Below are 20,814 nucleotides of genomic sequence, written 5' to 3' on the forward strand. Positions count from 1 at the left end.
ATCGCATCGTTCAGTGGGCCCGCGCCGCCGAAGGCCGGGCGCCGAGCGGATACACACCGAGGGCCGCTCGCTCCCCCTGCATCCGGGTCAGCTTGCGTACGAAGAGGATGGCGAACACCACGGCCACGATGTCGAACGCGTCGGACGCCATCACCAGGCCCGTCGTGTCGATGATCTCCTGCGGGTCTTCGGCCTTCCAGTACTGCTGGGCCGTGTACCGGCCGAAGAGCAACGAGACGACCCACACCCCCCACCACAGATTCATCGGGGTGGCCGGGACCCTGCGCCAGCTGCCGTCGGTGTTGGTCTGGGCGCTCGCGGTCCAGATGCCGCCCGCGATCCGGCGCGGCAGCACCAGGTTGGCGACCGGGACGAACCATGCGCCGATCGCCCAGCCGGGCGACATCGGCTGCGTGCTCGGGTCGAACACCTCGGCGTTCATCCGCACCCGCCGGAACCAGATGATGAAGACGACGGCGGTGGCCAGGGTCGTGAGACCCTGCAGCAGACCCGCGGACCCGTACAGATTGTCCGCCAGGCCCGCCTTCGCGTCGTCGTACGTCGCGAAGTCGTTCTCCAGTCCGTTCGCGAGCAGGATGCGGACGTTCAGCCCCGCTGCCACGGCGAGCAGATCCGTCACGGCGACGACCATCAGCAGAATGACGACGGCCTTCGCGAGCCCGTCCGGCGAACGCAGATACTGCTGCGGAGCAACGAAGGCCGGGACCGGCTGGGACGGCGCCGCCGTCCCAGCCGGTCCGGCACAGACAAGACAGTGACCGTCCGCGGTGACCGGCGGTCTGAGACGGCAGGTGGAGCACAGCACGATGTGGAACCCCCCAGGATTCTGAGCCAGGAACGCAAGGAACGCGCGTCCCTCCCCAGAGCGCGCGGCACGTGAACGTAACCCCGGTCCACCGCGCTGTCCACAAGTAATCCGGCCCGCCCCGCTCAGCCCACCCCGTCGATCCGTGCGGCCAGCGCCCGGAACTGATCCCAGGTCAGCGCCGGTTTGCCCGGGGCCCACAGCTTCTGGGCCGTCGCCCGCAGCGGCATCCGGATGCCCTGCGCCACCTGCGCCGGGGTCTGCGCCTGCGGGAGGTCGCCCCAGACCGCGAACCGGCCGCCGAGGATCTGGCCGGAGTAGCGCGCCGGGACCGGCTGGGTGCCGCGCAGGACGAGCGGGGTCCACTGTTCGTAGATCCGCTTGCCCGTGGGATAGACGAAGTTGTTGGGCTGGCCGAGCACGTAATAGAGGAACTCGTCGTTGAGGTTCACCACGCGCCGTCCCTCGCGCAGATACTCCTCCGGCAGCCGGGCGCCGTACTCCTTGCCCGTCCAGTACTCGACCTCGATGTCCTTGTCGGCGTGGACGACTCCGTCGCGGAAGAAGCCGTCGTTCCAGGCCTTGGGCTGCTTGCCGTGCGGGCGCACCACCGCCGCGCGGTCGTTGAGCCAGCCGGTGGCGAGGTCCTTGATGCCGGCCTGCGGTCCGTACTTCTGCTGGGCGGCGCGCTGCAGCTGCGGGTACGAGGCGGCCGGGTCCCGCGCCATCAGGGCGCGGTACTCGTCGGCGCCGAGGTGCCAGTACCGGCCGCCGAACAGCTCGGTGAACTCCCCGAGGAGTTCGTCGATGAGCTTCGCCGCCCCCGGGTCGGAGATGTCGAGCGATCCGGTCGAGCGCACACCGGACACATTGCGCAGCTGGAGGTCGGGGTGGGCGCGCAGGACCGCACCCAGATGGCCCGGGGAGTCGATCTCGGGGACGACCTCGATGTGCAGCCGGCCCGCGAGGCCGAGGATCTGCCGCACCTCCGCCTTGGTGAGGTGCTGCGGCGACACCACTTCGGGGTGGGTGTCGGACTGGATACGGAACGCCTGGTCGTCGGAGAAGTGCAGGCCGAGCTGGTTGAGCTTGAGATCGGCCATCTCACGCAGCCGGTCCTCGATCCAGGCGACGGTGTAGTACTTGCGCGCGATGTCGAGATTGAGGCCGCGCTGCGGCCGGTCGGGGCGGTCGCGTACCTCGCCCTCGGGCATCTGGCCGTCGGCGCGCACCGACTGTTTCAGCGTGCGGGTTCCGTAGAAGACACCGGCCTGGTCGGGGCCGCTGATCGTGACCCGTCCGCCGTGCGTCTTGAGGGTGTACGACTCGGGGGTGCCCTTGCCCGGAGTGAGGGCCAGCTCCACGTCGCCCGCGCGGGCGGCGACGTCACCCCGGTAGTGGATCTTCAGTTCCCCGGCGAGCAGCTGTCCTTCGTCCGCGAGCGTCCCGCTGCCGTGGGCGATGACGACCCCGGCGGCCGGGCCGGGCCGCCAGCCGGGACCGCGGGCGGCGATGTGCTCGCGTACGGCGGGGATGGTGCGGGGCGCAGTGGAGAGCGGGTAGCTCCGGGTCGGCGAGGGGGCGGCCGAGGCGTGCGAGGGAGAGCGGGACCCCGACTCCCCCGCGAGTCCGCTGTCGGAGCTTTCCGGCCAGACGACGACGGCGATCGTCGCGGCAGCCGCCGCGGTGAGGACCGCACCGGCCACGAGAGTGCCGCGTGAGGGCGACATCGGTCAGAAACCTCCGTTATTGACGGGAAACATGGCAGAAGTCAGGAGATAGCCGGAAATTCTCCTTGGAATACGGTTCATCAGACGTTCTGAAACTCTCCCGTCCGGGTGAAGTTCGCGTATCCGTCGGGCGACGGTTGCCCGACCTCGCTAGTTTTGAGGCACATTCGTCTCTCCCTTCACCCTGCATCCGCCTGGTCTCACCCGTCCCGCCCACTCCAGGTTCACAGATGCCGTTGATTCGAGGAGCCCACGCTGTCCAGGTCCAGCGAGTCCCACGCCGGCCTCCCGAAGCGACTGTGGCAACCGGCCACCCGGACGGCCGTACCCGTCCAGAACTCCGGACCGGCACAGGGCCGGGCCGACGCCCCGGACCTCGACCGCTTCAACACCGCGCCGTCCGCCGAGGCCGAGGCCGCCCTGCTGGACTGCTGCGGCAGCCACCGCTGGGCGCAGCGGGTGGCCGCGCACCGCCCGTACCCCGACCTGGACGCGTTGCTGGCCGCCGCCGACGAGGCAGGCTACGACCTGTCACCGGCGGATCTCGCCGAGGCACTCGCCGCCGAGGTCTCCCCCGGGCTGCACCACGCCGCGCCGCACTCCGCCCATCTCGCGCTGCGGGCCGCGCATGCGGCGTACGAGTGCCGCTTCGGCCATGTCTTCGTGATCTGCCTGGACGGATTCGGGCCCGCCGAACAGCCGGACCAGGTGCTCGCCGGAATCCGGGCCAGGCTGGGCCACGAACCCGACCAGGAGCGGGTGGTCACCGCGGACGAGATGCGGCGACTCGCCCGGGGCCGCATCATCGAGCTGGTATCGGGTTCATAACGGAACGGGCCGGTCAGCGGTGTTAACCAGCCCGTTCTAGCCCGTCCGTGGCTGTTTGATTGCCACTTTGATCACACCAGAGGCCCCCGCGCGAACGAACCGACAAAGCGTCGCTACGATGGCCGGGGCCGGTGGACCGTACCCGGCCGGGTCAGACCGACAGCAAGCCGGCCGGCCCCAATCCCCGCTCCCGGAGGGTTCTTCCGTGCCGGCTGGAACGCTGTACCGCGGCCGGGAAGGCATGTGGTCCTGGGTGGCTCATCGAGTCACCGGTGTCCTCATTTTCTTCTTCCTGTTCGTACACGTCCTGGACACCGCTCTCGTCCGCGTTTCCCCCGAGGCCTACGACGACGTCGTGGCCACGTACAAGACGCCGATCGTCGCGCTCCTCGAATACGGCCTGGTGGCCGCCATTCTCTTCCACGCGCTGAACGGTCTCCGCATCGTCGCCGTGGACTTCTGGGCCAAGGGCCCGCGCTACCAGAAGCAGATGCTCTGGTCCGTCGTGGGTGTCTGGGTCGTGCTGATGGTCGGGGCCCTGTACCCCGTCCTCGGCCACGCCGTACGCGAAGTCTTCGGGAGCTGAGGCCAATGTCCACCGAGTCCTCCGCGACGATCGGCTCCGTCGACGGCGTAAGCCTCTACGACGTCGACAACCCGGCCCCGGTCATCGAGCCCCCGCGCCAGCGGACGGCCAAGACCCCCAAGGGTTCGCGCACCAACTTCGAGATGTACGCCTGGCTCTTCATGCGCCTGTCGGGCATCGTCCTGGTCGTCCTGGTCCTGGGCCACCTCCTGATCCAGCTGGTGCTGGACGGCGGCGTCTCCAAGATCGGCTTCGCCTTCGTGGCGGGCCGCTGGGCCTCGCCGTTCTGGCAGCTCTGGGACCTGGCGATGCTGTGGCTGGCCATGCTGCACGGCGCCAACGGCCTCCGTACGGTCATCAACGACTACGCCGAACGGGACAACACCCGCTTCTGGCTGAAGATGCTGCTGTACACCGCCACGGTGTTCACCGTCCTGCTGGGCACGCTGGTGATCTTCACCTTCGACCCGAACATCCGCTAGGCGCCGGGCCAGAGGGACCAGAGGAAATCATGCAGATCCACAAGTACGACACCGTCATCGTCGGCGCCGGCGGCGCCGGTATGCGCGCGGCCATCGAGTCCACGAAGCGCAGCCGTACCGCCGTGCTCACGAAGCTCTACCCGACCCGCTCCCACACGGGCGCCGCGCAGGGCGGCATGGCCGCCGCGCTCGCCAACGTGGAAGAGGACAACTGGGAGTGGCACACCTTCGACACGATCAAGGGCGGCGATTACCTGGTCGACCAGGACGCCGCCGAGATCCTGGCGAAGGAGGCCATCGACTCCGTTCTCGACCTGGAGAAGATGGGCCTGCCGTTCAACCGCACGCCCGAGGGCAAGATCGACCAGCGCCGTTTCGGCGGTCACAGCCGTAACCACGGCGAGGCCCCGGTCCGCCGGTCCTGCTACGCCTCGGACCGTACCGGCCACATGATCCTCCAGACGCTGTACCAGAACTGCGTCAAGGAGGGTGTGGAGTTCTTCAACGAGTTCTACGTCCTGGACCTCCTGCTCCAGGAGGACCCCGAGACCGGGGTCAAGAAGTCCGCGGGCGTCGTCGCGTACGAGCTGGCGACCGGCGAGATCCACGTCTTCCAGGCGAAGGCGATCATCTTCGCCTCCGGCGGCACCGGCAAGTTCTTCAAGGTGACGTCGAACGCGCACACCCTGACCGGTGACGGCCAGGCCGCCGCCTGGCGCCGCGGCCTGCCGCTGGAGGACATGGAGTTCTTCCAGTTCCACCCGACGGGCATCTGGCGCATGGGCATCCTGCTGACGGAGGGCGCCCGTGGTGAGGGCGGCATCCTCCGCAACAAGGACGGCGAGCGCTTCATGGAGAAGTACGCGCCCGTCATGAAGGACCTCGCGTCCCGTGACGTCGTGTCCCGCTCCATCTACACGGAGATCCGTGAGGGCCGCGGCTGCGGTCCCGAGGGCGACCACGTCTACCTCGACCTCACGCACCTGCCGCCGGAGCAGCTGGACGCCAAGCTCCCGGACATCACCGAGTTCGCGCGTACGTACCTCGGCATCGAGCCCTACACGGACCCGATTCCGATCCAGCCGACCGCGCACTACGCCATGGGCGGCATCCCGACCAACGTCGAGGGCGAGGTGCTGTCCGACAACACCACCGTCGTCCCGGGCCTGTACGCCGCCGGCGAGGTCGCCTGTGTCTCCGTGCACGGCGCCAACCGTCTGGGCACCAACTCGCTGCTCGACATCAACGTCTTCGGACGCCGCTCCGGCATCGGTGCCGCCGAGTACTCCGCGAAGCACGACTTCGTCGAGCTTCCCGAGAACCCGGCGCAGATGGTCGAGGAGCAGATCGAGCGGCTGCGCAACTCGACGGGCACCGAGCGGGTCTCGACGATCCGTCTGGAGCTGCAGGAGTGCATGGACGCCAATGTGATGGTGTTCCGCACCGAGCAGACGATCAAGACGGCCGTCGACAAGATCGCCGAGCTGCGCAAGCGCTACCTCAACGTGTCCATCCAGGACAAGGGCAAGCGGTTCAACACGGATCTGCTGGAGGCCGTCGAGCTGGGCAACCTGCTCGACCTGGCCGAGGTCATGGCGACCTCCGCGCTGGCCCGCAAGGAGTCCCGCGGCGGTCACTACCGCGAGGACTACCCGAACCGCGACGACGTCAACTTCATGCGCCACACCATGGCGTACCGCGAGGTCGCGGCCGACGGCACCGAGTCGATCCGGCTCGACTACAAGCCGGTCGTCCAGACCCGCTACCAGCCGATGGAGCGTAAGTACTGATGGCTACCCCGACTCTGGACAAGGTCGAGGCGGAGTCCGCCGCCTCCCCGTACATCACGGTCACCTTCCGGATCCGCCGCTTCAACCCCGAGGTCTCCGACGAGACCCAGTGGCAGGACTTCCAGATCTCGATCGACCCGAAGGAGCGTGTGCTCGACGCCCTTCACAAGATCAAGTGGGAGACCGACGGGACGCTGACGTTCCGTCGCTCCTGCGCGCACGGCATCTGCGGCTCCGACGCGATGCGGATCAACGGCAAGAACAGGCTCGCCTGCAAGACGCTGATCAAGGACCTCAACCCGGATAAGCCGATCACGGTCGAGGCCATCAAGGGCCTCACGGTCCTCAAGGACCTCGTGGTCGACATGGACCCGTTCTTCCAGGCGTACCGCGACGTCATGCCCTTCCTCATCACCAAGGGGAACGAGCCGACCCGTGAGCGTCTGCAGTCCGCCGAGGACCGCGAGCGCTTCGACGACACCACCAAGTGCATCCTGTGCGCCGCGTGCACGTCCTCGTGCCCGGTGTTCTGGAACGACGGCCAGTACTTCGGCCCGGCGGCGATCGTCAACGCGCACCGCTTCATCTTCGACTCGCGCGACGAGGGCGGCGAGCAGCGCCTGGAGATCCTCAACGACCGTGACGGTGTGTGGCGTTGCCGCACCACCTTCAACTGCACGGACGCCTGCCCGCGTGGCATCGAGGTCACCAAGGCGATCCAGGAGGTCAAGCGGGCGCTGATCACGCGCCGCTTCTGACCGTCACTGGCGCACCAGTTGCATCCGAGGCCCCGTTTTCCGCACGAACGCTGCGGGAAGCGGGGCCTCTTGCTGCGCCGTCCGGGTCTTGACGGTACGGTCATGCGGAACCGGACACCGGTTCGCCGCCCCCGGCGCAGCAAGGCGCGGGGCGCACAGGCTTGATCGAGAGCGGGGAACGTTGAGCGATCCGAATCCGTACGCGGACGACTCATACAAGTGGGGACCTCCCCAGCAGCCGGGCAATCCGCCCACCGTCGCGGACGGCCAGGGGTACACCCAGCCCGGCGCGGGCACTCCGGCCTACGGCTACCCTCAGCAGCTGCCCGAGTCCGCGGCCCAGCCCGGACCCGGTTACGGCTACCCCCCGGACCAGGCGGGCCAGCCGACCATGCCCGGTTACGGGTACCCGCAGCAGCCGGGCCTGCCGCCCGGCGCCGGTGGCGGTGCGCCGATGCTGTCCTTCGGCGACATCACCGTCATGAACGACTCGATCGTGACGCCGTCCGGAACGATGCCGCTCAAGGGTGCGGTGTGGACGGCCACCGACATGTCGCGCACCGAGGAGAAGATCCCGACGGTCGCGATCGTGCTCGCGATCATCTTCGCCCTGCTCTGCCTGATCGGGCTGCTCTTCCTCCTGATGAAGGAGAAGAAGACGACCGGCTTCATCCAGGTCTCGGTCACCAGCGGCGGCCGGCACCACTCGACGATGATCCAGGCGACCGGCCCGGAGACCTTCCAGATGGTGATGGCCCAGATCAACACGGCGCGTTCGATGAGCATCTGACGGTCCACGGGGATGGCCCGCCTCCAGCACACTGTCACGGTCGTCGCAGTGGATCGCGACCGGCTCCATGCGTACGCCGGGCTGGTCTGCGATCTCGCCGAGTCCACCCGGGCCCGGGGCCGGGACATCGTGCTGCCGGACGGGCGGACCGTACCCGGCCTCAGCCTGGTCAAGGGCGACCACCTGCGGCCGGGTGCCCGGTACGAGCCCTCCGGCACCGGCTCCGACACCGAGGAGCTGGAGGCGACGGTGGTACGGGAGTGGCGGCGCGGCAGTCTCGTCGCCGTGGAACAGCTGGTGCGGTCACCGGAGTTGTCCGGCCGGATGACCCTGCGGCTGCGCAGCCCCGAGCGCCCCAGGTCGCTGGAGGCCGAGGGGCGGGTGCGGGGCCCGGAGGGGTCGGGTTCACTGCGCCGCCTGTCGGGGAAGGTGTCGCTCGATTTGGCCGCCTGGTGGGCGGCGGCCGCTCTTGCGCCCGGGGCGCCCACGGCCCTGCACGCCCCGGCGACGGTGCGGCTCAAGCACCGGCTGGGCGTCGCACGCCTGCAGCTCGGGCCGCGTCCCGCGGAGCAGGGCCGGTGGTACGTCGATGTCACGCTGACCCTGCACGGGCGCCTGCTTCTGCGGCCGGTCGCCGCGTTCGCGCTGCTGCTCGCGGGCGTGCCGCTGCGGCGCGGCTTCCGGTCGTCGGTGGAGCAGGCGGCCGAGCGGTGGAACGAGACGCTCGACCGCATCCTGGCGCAGGATCTGGACGAACTCCGGACGGAGTTCGCCGATTACGTGGCCAAATGCCCTGACGACAGGGCCCACGGAGCCGACGGAGCCCGCGAAGTCGGCTGAGCGCCCGGCACTCCGGCCCCCCGCGTCTCAGTCACACTCGGCGCCGCCCCGGTCCTCGGCGACCACCATGATGCGCCGCAGCATGTCGTTGAGCAGCGTGCGTTCGTCCTTGTCGAGGACGCCGAACAGCCGGTACTCCTCATGGCCGAGGACGTCCATCGCGCCCAGCCAGGTCGAGCGGCCCTCGTCGGTGAGTTCCACATCGACCCGTCGGCGGTCGGTGGTGGAGGGCGTACGGCGGACGAAGCCGCGCCGTTCGAGCGCGTCCAGCCGGCCGGTGACGGAGGCGGGCGCGAGGTCGAGGTCGGCGGCGAGCTCGGAGGGGGCCGCCTTCCCGCCGCGTCCGGCCAGCTTGTGGAGCGTGTCGAACTCCTGGCGGTCCAGATCGAAGTCGACCAGGGACTGTTCGCGCACCCGGCGCAGATGGACGGAGAGTTTCTTCATCCGGGTCACCGCGCCCTCGACATCGGGGTCGAGGTCGGGAAGGACGGGCTTCCAGCGCTCCACATGTCCGTCGGTCCAGTCGCGTCGCTCCATGGGGAAAGCGTACGCCCGGACTCCAACTATGCTTCGGTACAAGATATTTCATTGACGAATACTTCGATACCGAAATAAATTGCACGCATGCCGCACCCCTTGCGCACGCGCGCCTTCCGCCTGCTCTTCATCGGACGCACCCTCTCCCTCCTCGGCGACTCCGCCATCCCCACCGCCCTCTCCCTGGCCGTCTATCTGGCCACAGGATCGACCGGAGCGCTCGCCCTGGTTCTGGGATGCGCGATGGTCCCCAAGCTGCTCCTGCTGCCACTGGGCGGCGTCGTGGGCGACCGCTTCAACGCCCGTACCGTCGCACTCACCACCGACCTCGTACGGTGCGTGACCCAGCTCTTCGTCGGCGCGGAGCTGCTCAGCGGCTCCCCCGCGCTCTGGCAGATCGCGGTCGCCGAGGCGATCGGCGGCGCCGCCGGGGCGTTCGCGATGCCGACCGTGTCACCGCTGATCCGCGGCACCGTGGCGGAGCCGGGACTGCTGCGCGCCAACTCGCTGATGGCGGTGGTCAACAGCGCGACCCGGCTCGGCGGCCCGGCCCTCGCCGGAGCCCTGATCCTCACCGTGGGTCCGGGCTGGGCCTTCGTGCTGGACGGCGTGAGCTTCGCGGTGAGCGCGGCGCTGCTGGCCGCCATGAAGGTCCGGCACGTACCCATCCCCCGGCGTTCCCTGCTCACCGACCTCAAGGAGGGCTGGAGCGAGGTCCGGGGCCGCGACTGGTACTGGACGAGCCTGATCGCCCACGCCGTGTGGAACGGCGCGGCGGCCGTCCTGATGACCGTGGGCCCGGCACTCTTCGTCCGGGAACTGGGCGGCGAGGGCGTCTGGGTCGCCCTCCTCCAGACCGGCGCGGTCGGCCTGCTCCTCGGCTCCCTGCTGGCCGGCCGGGCCCACCCCCGCCGCCCGGTCCTGATCGCCAACCTCGGCCTCGCCACGTACGCCCTCCCGCTCGGCCTCCTCGCCGCCCACGCCCCCGTCGCCCTGACCATCGCCGCGTACGGGATCGCCCAGGCCGGCCTCGGCTTCCTCAACCCGGTCTGGGAGACCCTGGTCCAGTCCGCCGTACCCGCGCACACCCTGGCCCGCGTGACTTCGTACGACTGGCTGCTCTCCCTCGCCGCGATGCCGCTCGGCTACACCCTGGCCCCGCTCGCCGCTTCGGCCTGGGGCGCCGAAGTCCCCCTGGCCATCGCCGCGGTGGCGGTCGGTGCGGCCTGCCTGGCGACGGCGGCGGTGCCGGGGGTACGACGCTTCGGGGCGCCCGGCAAGCAGGGGGAACGAGTCGCCGAGGTACCGGCTTGAACATGTTCAAAGATAGGTCTACTGTCCATGACAACAGCTTTTGAACGCGTTCAAGGGAGGGTGGGGCATGGACCTCACTGTTGTCGCGTACGTCATCTACCTGCTGATCAGTGTGGCGCTCACCATCTGGGTCGCGCGCACGCTCAGCCACAACGGCAAGGTGTTCCTCGCCGATGTGCTGCACGGGAACGAGAAACTCGCCGATGCCGTCAACCACTTGCTGGTGGTCGGCTTCTACCTGGTCAACCTGGGCTTCGTCACCCTCTACCTGAGGAACGACGACGGGGTCGCCGACGCCCGCGGGCTCTTCGAGGCACTGTCGGTGAAGCTCGGGGTCGTCCTGCTCGTCCTCGGTGTGCTGCACCTCGGCAACGTCTATGTGCTCAACAAGATCCGCCGGCGCGGTCTGATGGAGCGTGAGCAGACCCCGCCCGTACCGCCGCAGGGCTGGACGGGTCCGGGAAACGGTCCGTGGGCCGCACCCGCTCCCAGGACCTGAGCGCGCCATGACGGCCGGAACAGGCGGGCATCGGCTGTCCGTCGAACGCCTCACGGTGCTGTACGACGCGCAGTGCTCGCTCTGCGTCCATCTGCGCCGGTGGCTGATGAAGCAGCGTCAGCTCGTGCCGCTCGACCTCGTCCCTGCGGCCTCCGAGGAGGCGCGCCGCCGCTTCCCCGGGCTCGACCACGCAGGGACGCTCGACGAGATCACGGCGATCGGCGACCGGGGGCAGATCTACCGCGGGACCGACGCATGGATCGTCTGCCTCTGGGCGCTGGCCGAACACCGGCCCAGGTCCCACTGGCTGGCCACCCCGGCGGGCCGCCCGTTCGCCCGGGCGACCGTGCTCGCCGCCGCGAAGTACCGCTCGCTGACCGCGACACCGTGCGGCGACGGGGACGGTGCTTGTACGGTCCCCGGACCTGGGGACTGACCGGGGCGGATACCCTCGGGACTGTGGTGAAGGAAGCGAAGGACGTGAAGGAAGTCAAGGCTCCCAAGAGCGAGCAGACCCGCACACTCATCCTCGAAACCGCGCTCCGGCTCTTCCAGGAACGCGGCTACGACAAGACGACGATGCGGGCCATCGCCCAGGAGGCCGGCGTCTCCGTGGGGAACGCCTACTACTACTTCACGAACAAGGAACACCTCGTCCAGGGCTTCTACGACCGGCTCGCCGCCGAGCACGAAGCGGCGGTCCAGCCAATCCTGGACGGTGACAAGGACCTCGCGGTGCGGATGCGCGGGGTCCTGCTCACGTGGCTGGACGTGGCGGAGCCGTACCACCGCTTCGCCGCCCAGTTCTTCAAGAACGCCGCCGACCCGGAGAGCCCGCTCAGCCCGTTCTCGGCGGATTCGGTCGCGGCCCGCGAGGCGGCGATCTCCATCCACCGGCGGTGCCTGGCCGGCTCCGACGCCAAGACCGATCCCGAACTGGCCGAATTGCTGCCGCAGTTGATGTGGCTGATGCAGATGGGCCTGGTGCTGTACTGGGTGTACGACCGGACGGATCACACCGAACGCAGCCGCCGCCTGGTCGAGCGCTCCGCCCCGATCGGTGCCCGCGCCATCGCGCTCTCCCGGTTCCGGGTGCTGCGGCCGCTGGTGCGGCAGGTTCACGAGGTGCTGGAGGAGTTCCTGCCCGGCGCCGCGAAGCGCCGGGCCTGAGAGGCCCCGGGCCGGGCCGGAACAAAGGGGCGGCCGTCCGGCAGTGCCGGGACGACCGCCCCTTGGGTCCTGTCCTACGCGCCGGGTCCGGCGCGGCGGACCGTCAGATCCGCTTCAGTTCCCACAGCCGCCAGATGCCGGTGCCGTCCGAGAGGTACTGCGAACCGGAGACATCGGTTGTGCTGACGACGTAGTCCTTCTTCTGCCACAGCGGCACGAGCGGCACGTCCTCACCGACCAGCGCCTGGAGCTCCTTGAAGTCCGCCGAGGTGCGGCTGCGGTCGCTGTACTGCAGCGTGGCGCCGATCAAGGCGTCCATCTTCTTGCTGGTGTAGCCGTTGTGGAGGCTGTTGCTGCGGCCCACCAGCGGCTGGCTGAAGGTGTCGGGGTCCGGGTAGTCGGGAAGCCAGCCGACGGTGTACGCGTCGTACTTGCCGGCCGCGTACTCCTTCTGGAACTTCTGCCAGTCGACAGCCTTGACCGAGACCTTGAACAGCCCGGTCGCCTCCAGCTGGCGGCGCAGCTCCGCGGTCTCCTTCGCGTACGCCTCGTCGCCGCCGCGGTAGCCGAAGGTGAAGTGCAGCGGCGTCTGCACGCCGGCCTCCTCCATCAGCTTCTTGGCGCGCTCGGGGTCGGGCGTGGGGTAGGCGTCGAAGAACGGTGTGCTGTGCCCGATGTAGCCCTGCGGGATCAGCGAGTAGAGCGGTTCGACCGTGCCCTTGTAGACGTCGGTCACCAGCGGCCCGCGGTCGATGATCGACGCGATGGCCTGGCGGACCTTCTTGTCGGCGAACGGGGAGCCGGCGCGGACGTTGAAGACGAGATTGCGAATCTCCGCGCTGTCCGCCTCGGTGACGCGCAGGTTGGGGTCGCCGGGGTTCAGCCCGGCGAGCGTGGCCGGCGGCAGCTGGCGGTGCGTCACATCGACCGCTCCGGACTTCCAGGCCGCCAGGAGCGCGTCCGACTCCTTGTAGTAGTGCACCGTGACCGGGACACCGGTCTTCTTCAGCGCACCCTTGTACCGGAGGTTGGGGACCAGCTCGGCGGTAGCGTCCGGCCGGTACGACTTCAGGATGTACGGGCCCGAGCCGTCGACCGTGTTTCCGGCCCGGAGCTTGTTCGGCGGGTACGACTCGCGGTCGACGATCGAACCGGCTCCCGTGGCGAGCTTCTGCGGGAAGGTCGCATCACGCGAGGAGAGGTTGAAGGTGATGGTGCGGCCCTCGGACACCACGTTCTTGAGGCTCGGGAACAGCACCGACGGACCGACATCCGTCTTGATCCTGATCATGCGCTCGATGGAGTACTTGACGTCTTCGGCGGTCATCTTGCGGCCGTTGGAGAAGAACAGATCGTCGCGCAGCTTGCACTGGTACGTCTGGAGCTTCTGGCCGAGGAATCCACAGCTCTCGGCGGCGTCGGGTTCGGGGACGATCGCCCCGGACTTGAACGTCATGAGGGACTGATAGATGTTGCTGTACATCGCCCAGGAACCGGCGTCGTAGGCACCCGCCGGGTCGAGCGAGGTGACTTCGTCCGTTGTGCCGACGGCGATCGGGTCCTTCTTCACCTCGTTCGAAGGAAGCAGCTGCCAGGCGCCGACGCCTGCGATGACCAATACCGCGAGAATCGCGAGAATCCGTAGCCGGATCGACCGCATTGCCGTGCTCTCCCTTACCAGCCCCACCTCGGCGTTGCGCTCAGATACGCACATCACCGCATGCTCACGCTCAGCCAATCACACGATTTTCACATCTGGAAGAGCAAATCTGGGACTCATAGCCTTTTGTTCGGCACTTGAAACCTCGGGTCGATCCGCGAGGTCCGGCAAGGTCTGTAACAGGCCATCGACGGAGCGTCAGGCCTGCCGGGAGGCGAGCTCCACGACGGTGATGTCGGAGGGTGCGCCGACCCGTACGGGCGGCCCCCAGGCGCCCGCTCCACGCGAGACGTACAGCTGGGTGTCGCCGTAGCGGTCGAGCCCGGCGACCGTGGGATTGGCCAGCTCGGCGACGTAGTTGCCCGGCCAGAGCTGGCCGCCGTGGGTGTGGCCGGAGAGCTGGAGGTCCACGCCGTGGGCGACTGCGTCATGGATGACGACGGGTTGGTGGGCGAGGAGAACGGCGGCGCGGGTACGGTCCCGGTCACCGAGCGCGCGGTCGAAATCGGGCCCCTGACCCTCGCTCTCCCCGGCGATGTCGTTGACGCCCGCAAGATCGAATCCGCCGATCTCGACCCGGGCATTCTCCAAAGGGTGAAGCCCCAGTTCCCGTACGTGATCGACCCATTGGGCGGCGCCGGAGTAGTACTCGTGATTACCGGTGACGAAGAAGCTGCCCCGGCGGGCACTCAGCTGCGCGAGCGGCTCCGCGGCCGGACCGAGGTCGGCGACGGTTCCGTCGACGAGATCCCCTACGACGGCGACCAGATCGGGCTGGGTCCGGTTGATCGTGTCGACGATCCGCTGGGTGTGGGCGCGGCCGAGGATCGGGCCGAGGTGGATGTCGCTGACGACGGCGATCCGGAAGCCGTGCGCGGAGCGGGGCAGTTTGGCGAGCGGCACGGTGATCCGCTTGATCCGCGGCCCGCGCAGCACGCCGTACGTGCCGTAGCCGACCGTGCCGAGCCCCGCGACGGCGGCGGCGCCCCCGACGGCCCGAGCGACGAACAGACGGCGCGTGGGGGCGGCGAGGGTGTCTGCGGTGGGGGCATCGGCGACAAGGATGTCCGCGACGGGGACGGCGGGGGCGCCGGTGTCGGCGGCCACAGGCGCGAGCACTTTCGTCACCGAAGGCCGGTTTGACCGACTTGGCTCATTCGCACGGCCTGCGAGCACCCGCCGCAGAATCGGCCGTACCACCTCACCCACCAGCAGAGCCAGCGTCAGATACAGCAGCGCGGCCAGCCACAGATAGCCCGGCCAGGCCAGCACCCGCTGGAGCCAGAAGGGCGCACCCGTACGGCCGGAGACCAGGGCGCCGATGCTCAGCAGCGGCAGGAGATACGCGGCCACCGTGCCGGTTCTGCGCAGGGCGCTGCCCTCGGCCGTCGTGTCACCGACGAAGCGGCGCCACAGATAGCGGTGCACGCCGACGAGCAGCGCGAGCACCACGACCGCCGTCACCGCGAGACCGGCCACTGCCATGTGCGCTCCCCCACCCGTCCTACGGCTTGTTATGCACGTTCGCGGCGCAGGGCCCTGACTCCACGGAACCCGATCACACCAACGGCCGTCCCCAGGAGAAAGGACGTGATGGCGAGCAGCAGATGCACCCAGAAGTACGCAGTCGGGTCACCCGCGTCGTCGAAGGCGAGTCCGCTGCCGTCCTTCCACAGGTTCTTGACGAAAGTGATCCAGATGAACCAGCTCCACACCCCGAAAGCGAGCAGGAACCAGGAGACGGGGCGGCTGAGCTTCATGGACTCAGTATCTCCGCCGCGTTCCGGCAAAGTCGCCCGGGGTGGGCTGTCCCGGCGGTACGCACGGCGGGTCAAGCCGTCCATATCCACATCCACATCTTCGCCCTGTACGTTTCCGACCGTGCCTGCTCTGAAAAAGATCGCATTGACGGTCACCTCTGCCGCCTTGTTGTCCGCTTTTGTCATCAGTCCAGCATCGGCGGCCGATAAGGACACCTCCGACAACAAGCCGAAGCCACCCACCGGTATGTCCCGGGTCGGTGGCGAACTGCTGAGCCGGACCGGTACGCAGGTCAAGCTGGGGGCCGGCGCCCCGGTACTGCCCGAGGAGCTCACGGGCAGGTCCTGGATCGTCGCGGACGCGGAGAACGGCCAGGTCCTCGCCGCGCACAACCCGCACTGGCGGCTGCCCCCCGCCTCCACCCTGAAGATGCTCTTCGCGGACACCGTGATGCCCGGACTGCAGCCGAAGACCCGGACGTACACGGTGCAGGAGAAGGACCTCGCCGGTCTCGGTGAGGGCAGCAGCCTGGTCGGCGTCAAGGAACACCTCAGTTATACGGTCCAGGACCTGTGGCTCGGAGTGTTCCTGCGTTCGGGCAATGACGCGGTGCATGTGCTGTCCTCGATGTACGGCGGCGTTCCCAAGACCGTCGCCGACATGCAGTCGCACGCCGAGGAGTTGCAGGCGCTCGACACGAACGTGGTGTCGCCCGACGGATACGACGCGCCCGATCAGGTCTCCAGCGCGTACGACCTGACGCTGTTCGCCCGCAGCGGGCTGCAGAAGGCGGACTTCCGGGAGTACTGCTCGACGGCCGAGGCGGACTTCCCCGGCGCGGAGAAGGACGGGAAGCGCGAGAGCTTCAAGATCCAGAACACCAACCGGCTGCTCACCGGCGCGGACGGCGTCGATCCGTACAAGGGCATCGCGGGCGTCAAGAACGGCTACACCACACACGCGGGCAACACCTTCACCGGTGTCGCCGAACGCAACGGCAAGGTGCTGCTCGTCACCGTCATGAACCCGTCGTCCAAAGAGCCCCACGCCGTCTACAAGGAAGCCGCCAGCCTCCTCGACTGGGGCTTCGACGCGAGCGGCAAGGTGACCCCGGTCGGCGAACTGGTGCCCCCGAAGTCCGCCGACACCGGGACCGGGACCGGGAAGGGCCCCGCAGCGGAGCAGAAGAAGGACCGGGGCAGGAACGGCCCCTCGCACAGCACCGAGGCCGCCGCCACCGGGGGCGGCGGGGGCGTCGGGATCGCGCTGGGGATCGCCGGAGGCGTCCTGGTGCTGCTGGCCGGCGGGGTGTTCCTGGTCAACCGGCGCTGGCCGCTGCCGGACCTGGTGCGCCGCCTTCCTCGTCGCTGACGGCCGCGGATTCCTTCCTGATCTCCTTGCCGCTCTGCGTCGCCGTCCAGGCGGCGCAGAACAGCAGCAGCTTTGCCGTGAAGTTGATCCACAGCAGCAGCGCGACCGGCACCCCGAAGGCGCCGTACATGCTCTTCGACGCGACGCCCTTCATATAGCTGCCGAGCAGCAGCTTGAGCAGTTCGAAGCCGACCGCGCCGATCGCCGCGGCGACCAGCAGCCTGCGCCGCGGCGGCTCGACGCCGGGCAGCAGTGTCAGCAGGTAGAGCAGCAGCAGGAAGTCGGCGAGGGCCGCCACGACCAAGGCGGCCACCTGCAGCACCACACCGCCCGCGCCGCGGTCCGAGATGCCCAGCAGACCGGCGGTCCAGCCGACGGCGACGGAGCCGACCGAGGAGACGGCGAGAGTCACGAGCGCCGCCCCGCCGAGACCGACCAGCAGCCCGACGTCCTTGAGCCTGCGGATGACCGGATTGCCCAGGTCCATGTCGTCCATGCCCCACACGGCGCGCAGACAGCCCCGCATCGCGCCGATCCAGCCGATACCGGTGAAGAGCAGCAGCGCACCGGCGACCAGCCCGACCGTGCCCGCGTTGGCCACCAGACTGCTGATGCCGAGCTGGTCGGAGATGCCCGGCACCTGCTCGGCGATCTTGTCCTCGATCTTATGGATCTGCTCGGTGGAGAGCAGCGCGGCACCGATCGCCGCAGCGACCGCGATCAGCGGGAAGAGCGCCAGGAAGCTGATGAAGGTGATCGCGGCGGCGAGCCTGGTCCAGCGGACCCGTTCCAGCGTTTCGTACGAGCGCCAGGCGTGCGTCGCCATCAGCCGGGAGGCGATCGGCCCGATGACAGGGAGGTTTTTCAGCCAGTCCATGACGTACGACTACCCTCCCGGGCGCGGAAAACCGGCATCCCCTTCGCTGCCGTACGGGCTGACACTTCTTCAATCACCCATATCGGTGAGTGTTGTAACAAATCCCTCGAAAGGGTTTTCTCGGGCGATACGGTCACCACCATGTCTGTCGACACCGTGTCCCTGACCGGCTGGGGCCGTACCGCCCCGACGACCGCCCTGCGCTTCTGCCCCCGTACGTACGAGGAGGCGGCGGCGACGGTACGCGGCTGCGGACCGCGCGGCTCCATCGCCCGGGGCCTCGGCCGGGCCCACGGCGACGCCGCACAGAACGCGGGCGGCTCCGTCCTCGACATGACCGCGCTGAACCGGATCCACACCATCGACGCCGCGACCGGCCTGGTGGTCTGCGACGCCGGGGTCAGCCTGCACCGGCTGATGGAAGTCCTGCTGCCGCTCGGCTGGTTCGTCCCCGTCACACCGGCCACCCGTTATGTCACCGTGGGCGGCGCGATCGGCACCGACATCCACGGCCGCAACCATCACGTCTCCGGCTCCTTCTCCCGGCACGTCCAGGAGCTGGAGCTGCTGAGTGCCGAGGGCGACATCCGTACGGTCCGGCCCGGCACCGATCTCTTCGACGCGACCGCAGGCGGCCTGGGTCTGACGGGTGTGATCCTCTGCGCCACACTCCGGTGCCACCGCATCACCAGCTCGTGGATGGCGGTCGACACCGAACGGACCGTCGACCTGGACGACCTGCTGGCCAGGCTCTCCGCCGGAGACCACCGCTACCGCTACTCCGTCGCCTGGATCGATCTCCTCGCCCGCGGCCGGGCGACGGGGCGCTCCGTACTCACCCGAGGGGAGCACGTACCCCGGTACACGCTCCCGGCGCGCGCCCGGCGCACACCGCTGGCGTTCCGCCCGGGACAGCTTCCGGCCTCGCCCGCTCTCGTACCGGAGGGGCTGCTCGGCCGTACCTCCGTCGCCCTCCTCAATGAGCTCCACTACCGCAGGGCCCCCAAGTACCGCATCGGCGAACTCCAGAAGCTGTCCACGTTCTTCCACCCCCTGGACGGTCTGCCGCACTGGAACCGGGTCCACGGCCGCGGGGGATCCGTGCGGTACCAGTTCGTCGTCGGGCACGGACAGGAGGAGGCGCTGCGCCGGATCGTGCGCAGGATCTCCCGGCGGCGCTGCCCGTCGCTCCTCGCCGTGCTCAAGCGGTTCGGCGCGGGCGACCCGGGCTGGCTCTCGTTCCCGATGCCCGGCTGGACGCTCGCTCTCGATCTGCCCGCCTCGCTGCCGGGCCTGGCAGGGTTCCTGGACTCGCTGGACGAGGAGGTGGCGGGGGCCGGCGGCCGGGTCTGCCTGGCGAAGGACTCCCGGCTGCGGCCTCAGATGCTGGCCGCGATGTATCCACGGCTGGCCGAATTCCGGGCGCTGCGCGCCGAGCTGGACCCGAACGGGGCGTTCCGCTCGGACCTGTCGCGCCGCCTGTCGCTCTGACGCCGCGGTCCTCCGCCCTCTCGTCCCCCTCCCCTCGTCTACAAGGAGTGTCTCCGTGAAGGACGCCTTCGGTGCCCCGCAGTCCCTGCTCGTTCTCGGCGGCACGTCTCAGATCGCTCTCGCCACCGCACGCCGGCTGATCGCCCGCCGGACCCGCACGGTCTGGCTGGCCGGCCGCCCCTCCCCCGCCCTCGACTCGGCCGCCGCCGAACTGCGCACCCGCGGCGCCGACGTCCGTACGGCCGACTTCGACGCCCTCGACTCCGAGTCCCACGAGACCGCCCTCGGCAAGATCTTCGCCGAGGGCGACATCGACATGGTGCTCCTCGCCTTCGGCATCGCGGGCGACCAGGGGCGAGACGAGGAGGAGCCGCTCTCCGCGGTCCGGGTCGCCCGGACCAACTACACGGGGGCCGTCTCCGCCGGGCTGGTGTGCGCCGGCGCACTCCAGGCGCAGGGGCACGGCTCGCTGGTGGTGCTGTCCTCGGTGGCGGGCGAACGCGTCCGCCGTGCCGACTTCATCTACGGGTCCAGCAAGGCGGGCCTGGACGCGTTCACGCAGGGGCTGGGGGACGCGCTGTACGGCACGGGGGTGCATGTGATGGTCGTACGCCCCGGCGTCGTACGGCCTGAAACGGCGGCCCGGCCCGCGACGCCGCGGCTCACCGCGGCCCGGTTCGCCGCCGCACCGCTGGAGGCGTCGCCTCTCGCGACGACTCCGGACGCGGTCGCGGCGGCGATCGTGACGGGTCTGCGGCGGCGTTCGGAGACGGTGTGGGTGCCGGGGTCACTGCGTGTAGTGATGTCGGCACTGCGGCATGTACCGCGCCCGCTGTTCCGGCGCCTGCCGGTCTGATCCGGCGGCGCCGGAGGAGGGCCCGCCGGGGCCGCTCAGGGGTGCAGGGAGGGCTCGTCCACGGAGGAGCCGCCCTGCGCGGGCACGGCGGGCGCGCCGTCCCCGGCACCGAACGGGAACTCGTTGATCTTGCGCCAGACGCCGTCCGGGCCCTGCTCGTACAGCGCGAAGGAACCGCAGGTCCAGGCGGCCTCGTAGTCGGAGAGCTCCTCGTACGCCCGGTCCATCGCCTGCTCGGCGATGCCGTGCGCCACGGTCACATGCGGGTGGTACGGGAACTGGAGCTCGCGCACCAGCGGCCCGGAGGCGTCCCTGACCCGCTTCTGCAGCCACGAGCAGGCCGAGGCACCCTCGACGACCTGGACGAAGACGACCGGCGAGAGGGGACGGAAGGTCCCCGTGCCGGACAGCCGCATCGGGAAGGGGCGGCCGCCCGTGGCGATCTGCGCGAGATGCGCCTCGATCGCGGGCAGGTCGGCCGCCGCGGCCTCGGTCGGCGGAAGGAGTGTGACGTGGGTGGGAATGCCGTACGCGGCAGGATCCCCGAAGCTCGCGCGCCGCTCCTGGAGCAGGCTGCCGTAGGGCTCCGGGACCGCGATCGAAACGCCGAGCGTTACGGTCCCCACGTCGTTCTCCTCAATCCTCGAT

The 20,814-nt window shown here is 69.4% G+C and carries 22 protein-coding genes; 14 read left to right on the forward strand and 8 right to left on the reverse strand.

What is annotated here, in order from left to right; all coding sequences use genetic code 11:
• Positions 1 to 10 precede the first annotated feature (10 nt).
• Together ACGFU7_RS04185 and ACGFU7_RS04190 are read right to left on the reverse strand one after the other, a co-directional pair.
• On the reverse strand, positions 11 to 826 hold the full coding sequence (locus ACGFU7_RS04185; protein ID WP_393692142.1) for a DUF4328 domain-containing protein: 816 nt from the start codon (positions 824 to 826) through the stop codon (positions 11 to 13).
• Positions 827 to 951: 125 nt separating this feature from the next.
• Positions 952 to 2,556, reverse strand: coding sequence for a glycoside hydrolase family 20 protein (locus ACGFU7_RS04190; RefSeq protein WP_393692144.1), 1,605 nt, complete (start codon positions 2,554 to 2,556; stop codon positions 952 to 954).
• Positions 2,557 to 2,853: 297 nt separating this feature from the next.
• Here ACGFU7_RS04190 and ACGFU7_RS04195 point away from each other — a divergent pair, with 297 nt between their 5' ends.
• The 7 genes from ACGFU7_RS04195 (at position 2,854) to ACGFU7_RS04225 (ending at position 8,630) form a co-directional block, all read left to right on the forward strand.
• Positions 2,854 to 3,384, forward strand: a complete 531-nt coding sequence (locus ACGFU7_RS04195) for a 2-oxo-4-hydroxy-4-carboxy-5-ureidoimidazoline decarboxylase (protein ID WP_393692859.1) — start codon at positions 2,854 to 2,856, stop codon at positions 3,382 to 3,384.
• Between the two features lie 205 nt (positions 3,385 to 3,589).
• Entirely contained in the window at positions 3,590 to 3,970 is a 381-nt protein-coding gene (gene sdhC / locus ACGFU7_RS04200; RefSeq protein ID WP_093900148.1) for a succinate dehydrogenase, cytochrome b556 subunit, read from the forward strand.
• A 5-nt stretch (positions 3,971 to 3,975) separates the two neighbouring features.
• Positions 3,976 to 4,452 (forward strand): succinate dehydrogenase hydrophobic membrane anchor subunit, encoded by a 477-nt coding sequence (locus ACGFU7_RS04205; protein WP_393692146.1) that lies wholly within the window; start codon positions 3,976 to 3,978, stop codon positions 4,450 to 4,452.
• A gap of 29 nt (positions 4,453 to 4,481) precedes the next feature.
• Positions 4,482 to 6,242 (forward strand): succinate dehydrogenase flavoprotein subunit, encoded by a 1,761-nt coding sequence (sdhA, locus tag ACGFU7_RS04210; protein ID WP_393692148.1) that lies wholly within the window; start codon positions 4,482 to 4,484, stop codon positions 6,240 to 6,242.
• Positions 6,242 to 7,000, forward strand: a complete 759-nt coding sequence (locus tag ACGFU7_RS04215) for a succinate dehydrogenase iron-sulfur subunit (RefSeq protein ID WP_393692150.1) — start codon at positions 6,242 to 6,244, stop codon at positions 6,998 to 7,000. The genes sdhA and ACGFU7_RS04215 overlap by 1 nt, the downstream gene beginning before the upstream one ends.
• Positions 7,001 to 7,181: 181 nt before the next feature.
• Positions 7,182 to 7,790 carry a hypothetical protein gene (locus ACGFU7_RS04220; RefSeq protein ID WP_393692152.1) on the forward strand — a complete coding sequence of 203 codons (609 nt, stop codon included), beginning with the start codon at positions 7,182 to 7,184 and terminating at the stop codon, positions 7,788 to 7,790.
• Positions 7,791 to 7,802: 12 nt separating this feature from the next.
• Positions 7,803 to 8,630 (forward strand): hypothetical protein, encoded by an 828-nt coding sequence (locus ACGFU7_RS04225; protein WP_393692154.1) that lies wholly within the window; start codon positions 7,803 to 7,805, stop codon positions 8,628 to 8,630.
• Positions 8,631 to 8,657: 27 nt separating this feature from the next.
• On the opposite strand, the gene ACGFU7_RS04230 is transcribed toward ACGFU7_RS04225, so the two are convergent.
• Positions 8,658 to 9,167 carry a MarR family winged helix-turn-helix transcriptional regulator gene (locus ACGFU7_RS04230; protein ID WP_393692156.1) on the reverse strand — a complete coding sequence of 170 codons (510 nt, stop codon included), beginning with the start codon at positions 9,165 to 9,167 and terminating at the stop codon, positions 8,658 to 8,660.
• Positions 9,168 to 9,254: 87 nt separating this feature from the next.
• Between ACGFU7_RS04230 and ACGFU7_RS04235 the strand changes: the two genes are divergently transcribed.
• The 4 genes from ACGFU7_RS04235 (at position 9,255) to ACGFU7_RS04250 (ending at position 12,150) form a co-directional block, all read left to right on the forward strand.
• Complete coding sequence (locus ACGFU7_RS04235) at positions 9,255 to 10,481, forward strand: MFS transporter (RefSeq protein ID WP_393692158.1); 1,227 nt, start codon at positions 9,255 to 9,257, stop codon at positions 10,479 to 10,481.
• Between the two features lie 67 nt (positions 10,482 to 10,548).
• Positions 10,549 to 10,980: a hypothetical protein gene (locus ACGFU7_RS04240; RefSeq protein WP_393692159.1), complete on the forward strand. Its 432-nt coding sequence runs from the start codon at positions 10,549 to 10,551 to the stop codon at positions 10,978 to 10,980.
• Between the two features lie 7 nt (positions 10,981 to 10,987).
• Positions 10,988 to 11,416, forward strand: a complete 429-nt coding sequence (locus ACGFU7_RS04245) for a thiol-disulfide oxidoreductase DCC family protein (protein WP_393692161.1) — start codon at positions 10,988 to 10,990, stop codon at positions 11,414 to 11,416.
• 23 nt (positions 11,417 to 11,439) lie between these two features.
• Complete coding sequence (locus ACGFU7_RS04250; protein WP_393692163.1) at positions 11,440 to 12,150, forward strand: TetR family transcriptional regulator; 711 nt, start codon at positions 11,440 to 11,442, stop codon at positions 12,148 to 12,150.
• Between the two features lie 103 nt (positions 12,151 to 12,253).
• Here the strand turns inward: ACGFU7_RS04250 and ACGFU7_RS04255 are convergent, their stop codons facing one another.
• From ACGFU7_RS04255 to ACGFU7_RS04265, 3 genes are all read right to left on the reverse strand, one after another.
• The gene (locus tag ACGFU7_RS04255) at positions 12,254 to 13,810 is read right to left on the reverse strand and encodes an ABC transporter substrate-binding protein (protein ID WP_393692861.1); all 1,557 of its coding nucleotides are present in this window, start codon (positions 13,808 to 13,810) and stop codon (positions 12,254 to 12,256) included.
• A 198-nt stretch (positions 13,811 to 14,008) separates the two neighbouring features.
• Complete coding sequence (locus tag ACGFU7_RS04260; RefSeq protein WP_393692165.1) at positions 14,009 to 15,295, reverse strand: metallophosphoesterase; 1,287 nt, start codon at positions 15,293 to 15,295, stop codon at positions 14,009 to 14,011.
• 29 nt (positions 15,296 to 15,324) lie between these two features.
• Positions 15,325 to 15,570 (reverse strand): SCO4848 family membrane protein, encoded by a 246-nt coding sequence (locus tag ACGFU7_RS04265; RefSeq protein WP_093549020.1) that lies wholly within the window; start codon positions 15,568 to 15,570, stop codon positions 15,325 to 15,327.
• Between the two features lie 121 nt (positions 15,571 to 15,691).
• Between ACGFU7_RS04265 and ACGFU7_RS04270 the strand changes: the two genes are divergently transcribed.
• Positions 15,692 to 16,942, forward strand: a complete 1,251-nt coding sequence (locus ACGFU7_RS04270) for a D-alanyl-D-alanine carboxypeptidase family protein (RefSeq protein WP_393692167.1) — start codon at positions 15,692 to 15,694, stop codon at positions 16,940 to 16,942.
• Here the strand turns inward: ACGFU7_RS04270 and ACGFU7_RS04275 are convergent.
• Positions 16,890 to 17,819 (reverse strand): YihY/virulence factor BrkB family protein, encoded by a 930-nt coding sequence (locus ACGFU7_RS04275; RefSeq protein ID WP_393692169.1) that lies wholly within the window; start codon positions 17,817 to 17,819, stop codon positions 16,890 to 16,892. The two genes, ACGFU7_RS04270 and ACGFU7_RS04275, sit on opposite strands and share 53 nt — an antisense overlap.
• A 141-nt stretch (positions 17,820 to 17,960) precedes the next feature.
• Here ACGFU7_RS04275 and ACGFU7_RS04280 point away from each other — a divergent pair, with 141 nt between their 5' ends.
• Both ACGFU7_RS04280 and ACGFU7_RS04285 read left to right on the forward strand, forming a co-directional pair.
• Positions 17,961 to 19,310 (forward strand): FAD-binding protein, encoded by a 1,350-nt coding sequence (locus ACGFU7_RS04280; RefSeq protein WP_393692171.1) that lies wholly within the window; start codon positions 17,961 to 17,963, stop codon positions 19,308 to 19,310.
• Positions 19,311 to 19,365: 55 nt separating this feature from the next.
• The gene (locus ACGFU7_RS04285; protein ID WP_393692173.1) at positions 19,366 to 20,166 is read left to right on the forward strand and encodes a decaprenylphospho-beta-D-erythro-pentofuranosid-2-ulose 2-reductase; all 801 of its coding nucleotides are present in this window, start codon (positions 19,366 to 19,368) and stop codon (positions 20,164 to 20,166) included.
• 35 nt (positions 20,167 to 20,201) lie between these two features.
• Here the strand turns inward: ACGFU7_RS04285 and ACGFU7_RS04290 are convergent, their stop codons facing one another.
• A complete protein-coding gene (locus tag ACGFU7_RS04290; protein ID WP_393692175.1) occupies positions 20,202 to 20,792 on the reverse strand; it encodes a 2'-5' RNA ligase family protein in 591 nt (196 codons plus the stop codon).
• Positions 20,793 to 20,814: the final 22 nt, after the last annotated feature.

The sequence above is a fragment of the Streptomyces sp. NPDC048473 genome, assembly GCF_043200155.1.
In the GTDB taxonomy this organism is placed as follows: domain Bacteria; phylum Actinomycetota; class Actinomycetes; order Streptomycetales; family Streptomycetaceae; genus Streptomyces.

Excerpts from the sequence above, each read along its gene's own strand:
- ACGFU7_RS04190 (WP_393692144.1), bottom strand. The coding sequence starts at position 2,556 with ATGTCGCCCTCACGCGGCACTCTCGTGGCCGGTGCGGTCCTCACCGCG.
- ACGFU7_RS04205 (WP_393692146.1), top strand. The coding sequence starts at position 3,976 with ATGTCCACCGAGTCCTCCGCGACGATCGGCTCCGTCGACGGCGTAAGC.
- sdhA (WP_393692148.1), top strand. The coding sequence starts at position 4,482 with ATGCAGATCCACAAGTACGACACCGTCATCGTCGGCGCCGGCGGCGCC.
- ACGFU7_RS04215 (WP_393692150.1), top strand. The coding sequence starts at position 6,242 with ATGGCTACCCCGACTCTGGACAAGGTCGAGGCGGAGTCCGCCGCCTCC.
- ACGFU7_RS04225 (WP_393692154.1), top strand. The coding sequence starts at position 7,803 with ATGGCCCGCCTCCAGCACACTGTCACGGTCGTCGCAGTGGATCGCGAC.
- ACGFU7_RS04230 (WP_393692156.1), bottom strand. The coding sequence starts at position 9,167 with ATGGAGCGACGCGACTGGACCGACGGACATGTGGAGCGCTGGAAGCCC.
- ACGFU7_RS04235 (WP_393692158.1), top strand. The coding sequence starts at position 9,255 with ATGCCGCACCCCTTGCGCACGCGCGCCTTCCGCCTGCTCTTCATCGGA.
- ACGFU7_RS04240 (WP_393692159.1), top strand. The coding sequence starts at position 10,549 with ATGGACCTCACTGTTGTCGCGTACGTCATCTACCTGCTGATCAGTGTG.
- ACGFU7_RS04245 (WP_393692161.1), top strand. The coding sequence starts at position 10,988 with ATGACGGCCGGAACAGGCGGGCATCGGCTGTCCGTCGAACGCCTCACG.
- ACGFU7_RS04255 (WP_393692861.1), bottom strand. The coding sequence starts at position 13,810 with ATGCGGTCGATCCGGCTACGGATTCTCGCGATTCTCGCGGTATTGGTC.
- ACGFU7_RS04260 (WP_393692165.1), bottom strand. The coding sequence starts at position 15,295 with ATGGCAGTGGCCGGTCTCGCGGTGACGGCGGTCGTGGTGCTCGCGCTG.
- ACGFU7_RS04265 (WP_093549020.1), bottom strand. The coding sequence starts at position 15,570 with ATGAAGCTCAGCCGCCCCGTCTCCTGGTTCCTGCTCGCTTTCGGGGTG.
- ACGFU7_RS04275 (WP_393692169.1), bottom strand. The coding sequence starts at position 17,819 with ATGGACTGGCTGAAAAACCTCCCTGTCATCGGGCCGATCGCCTCCCGG.
- ACGFU7_RS04280 (WP_393692171.1), top strand. The coding sequence starts at position 17,961 with ATGTCTGTCGACACCGTGTCCCTGACCGGCTGGGGCCGTACCGCCCCG.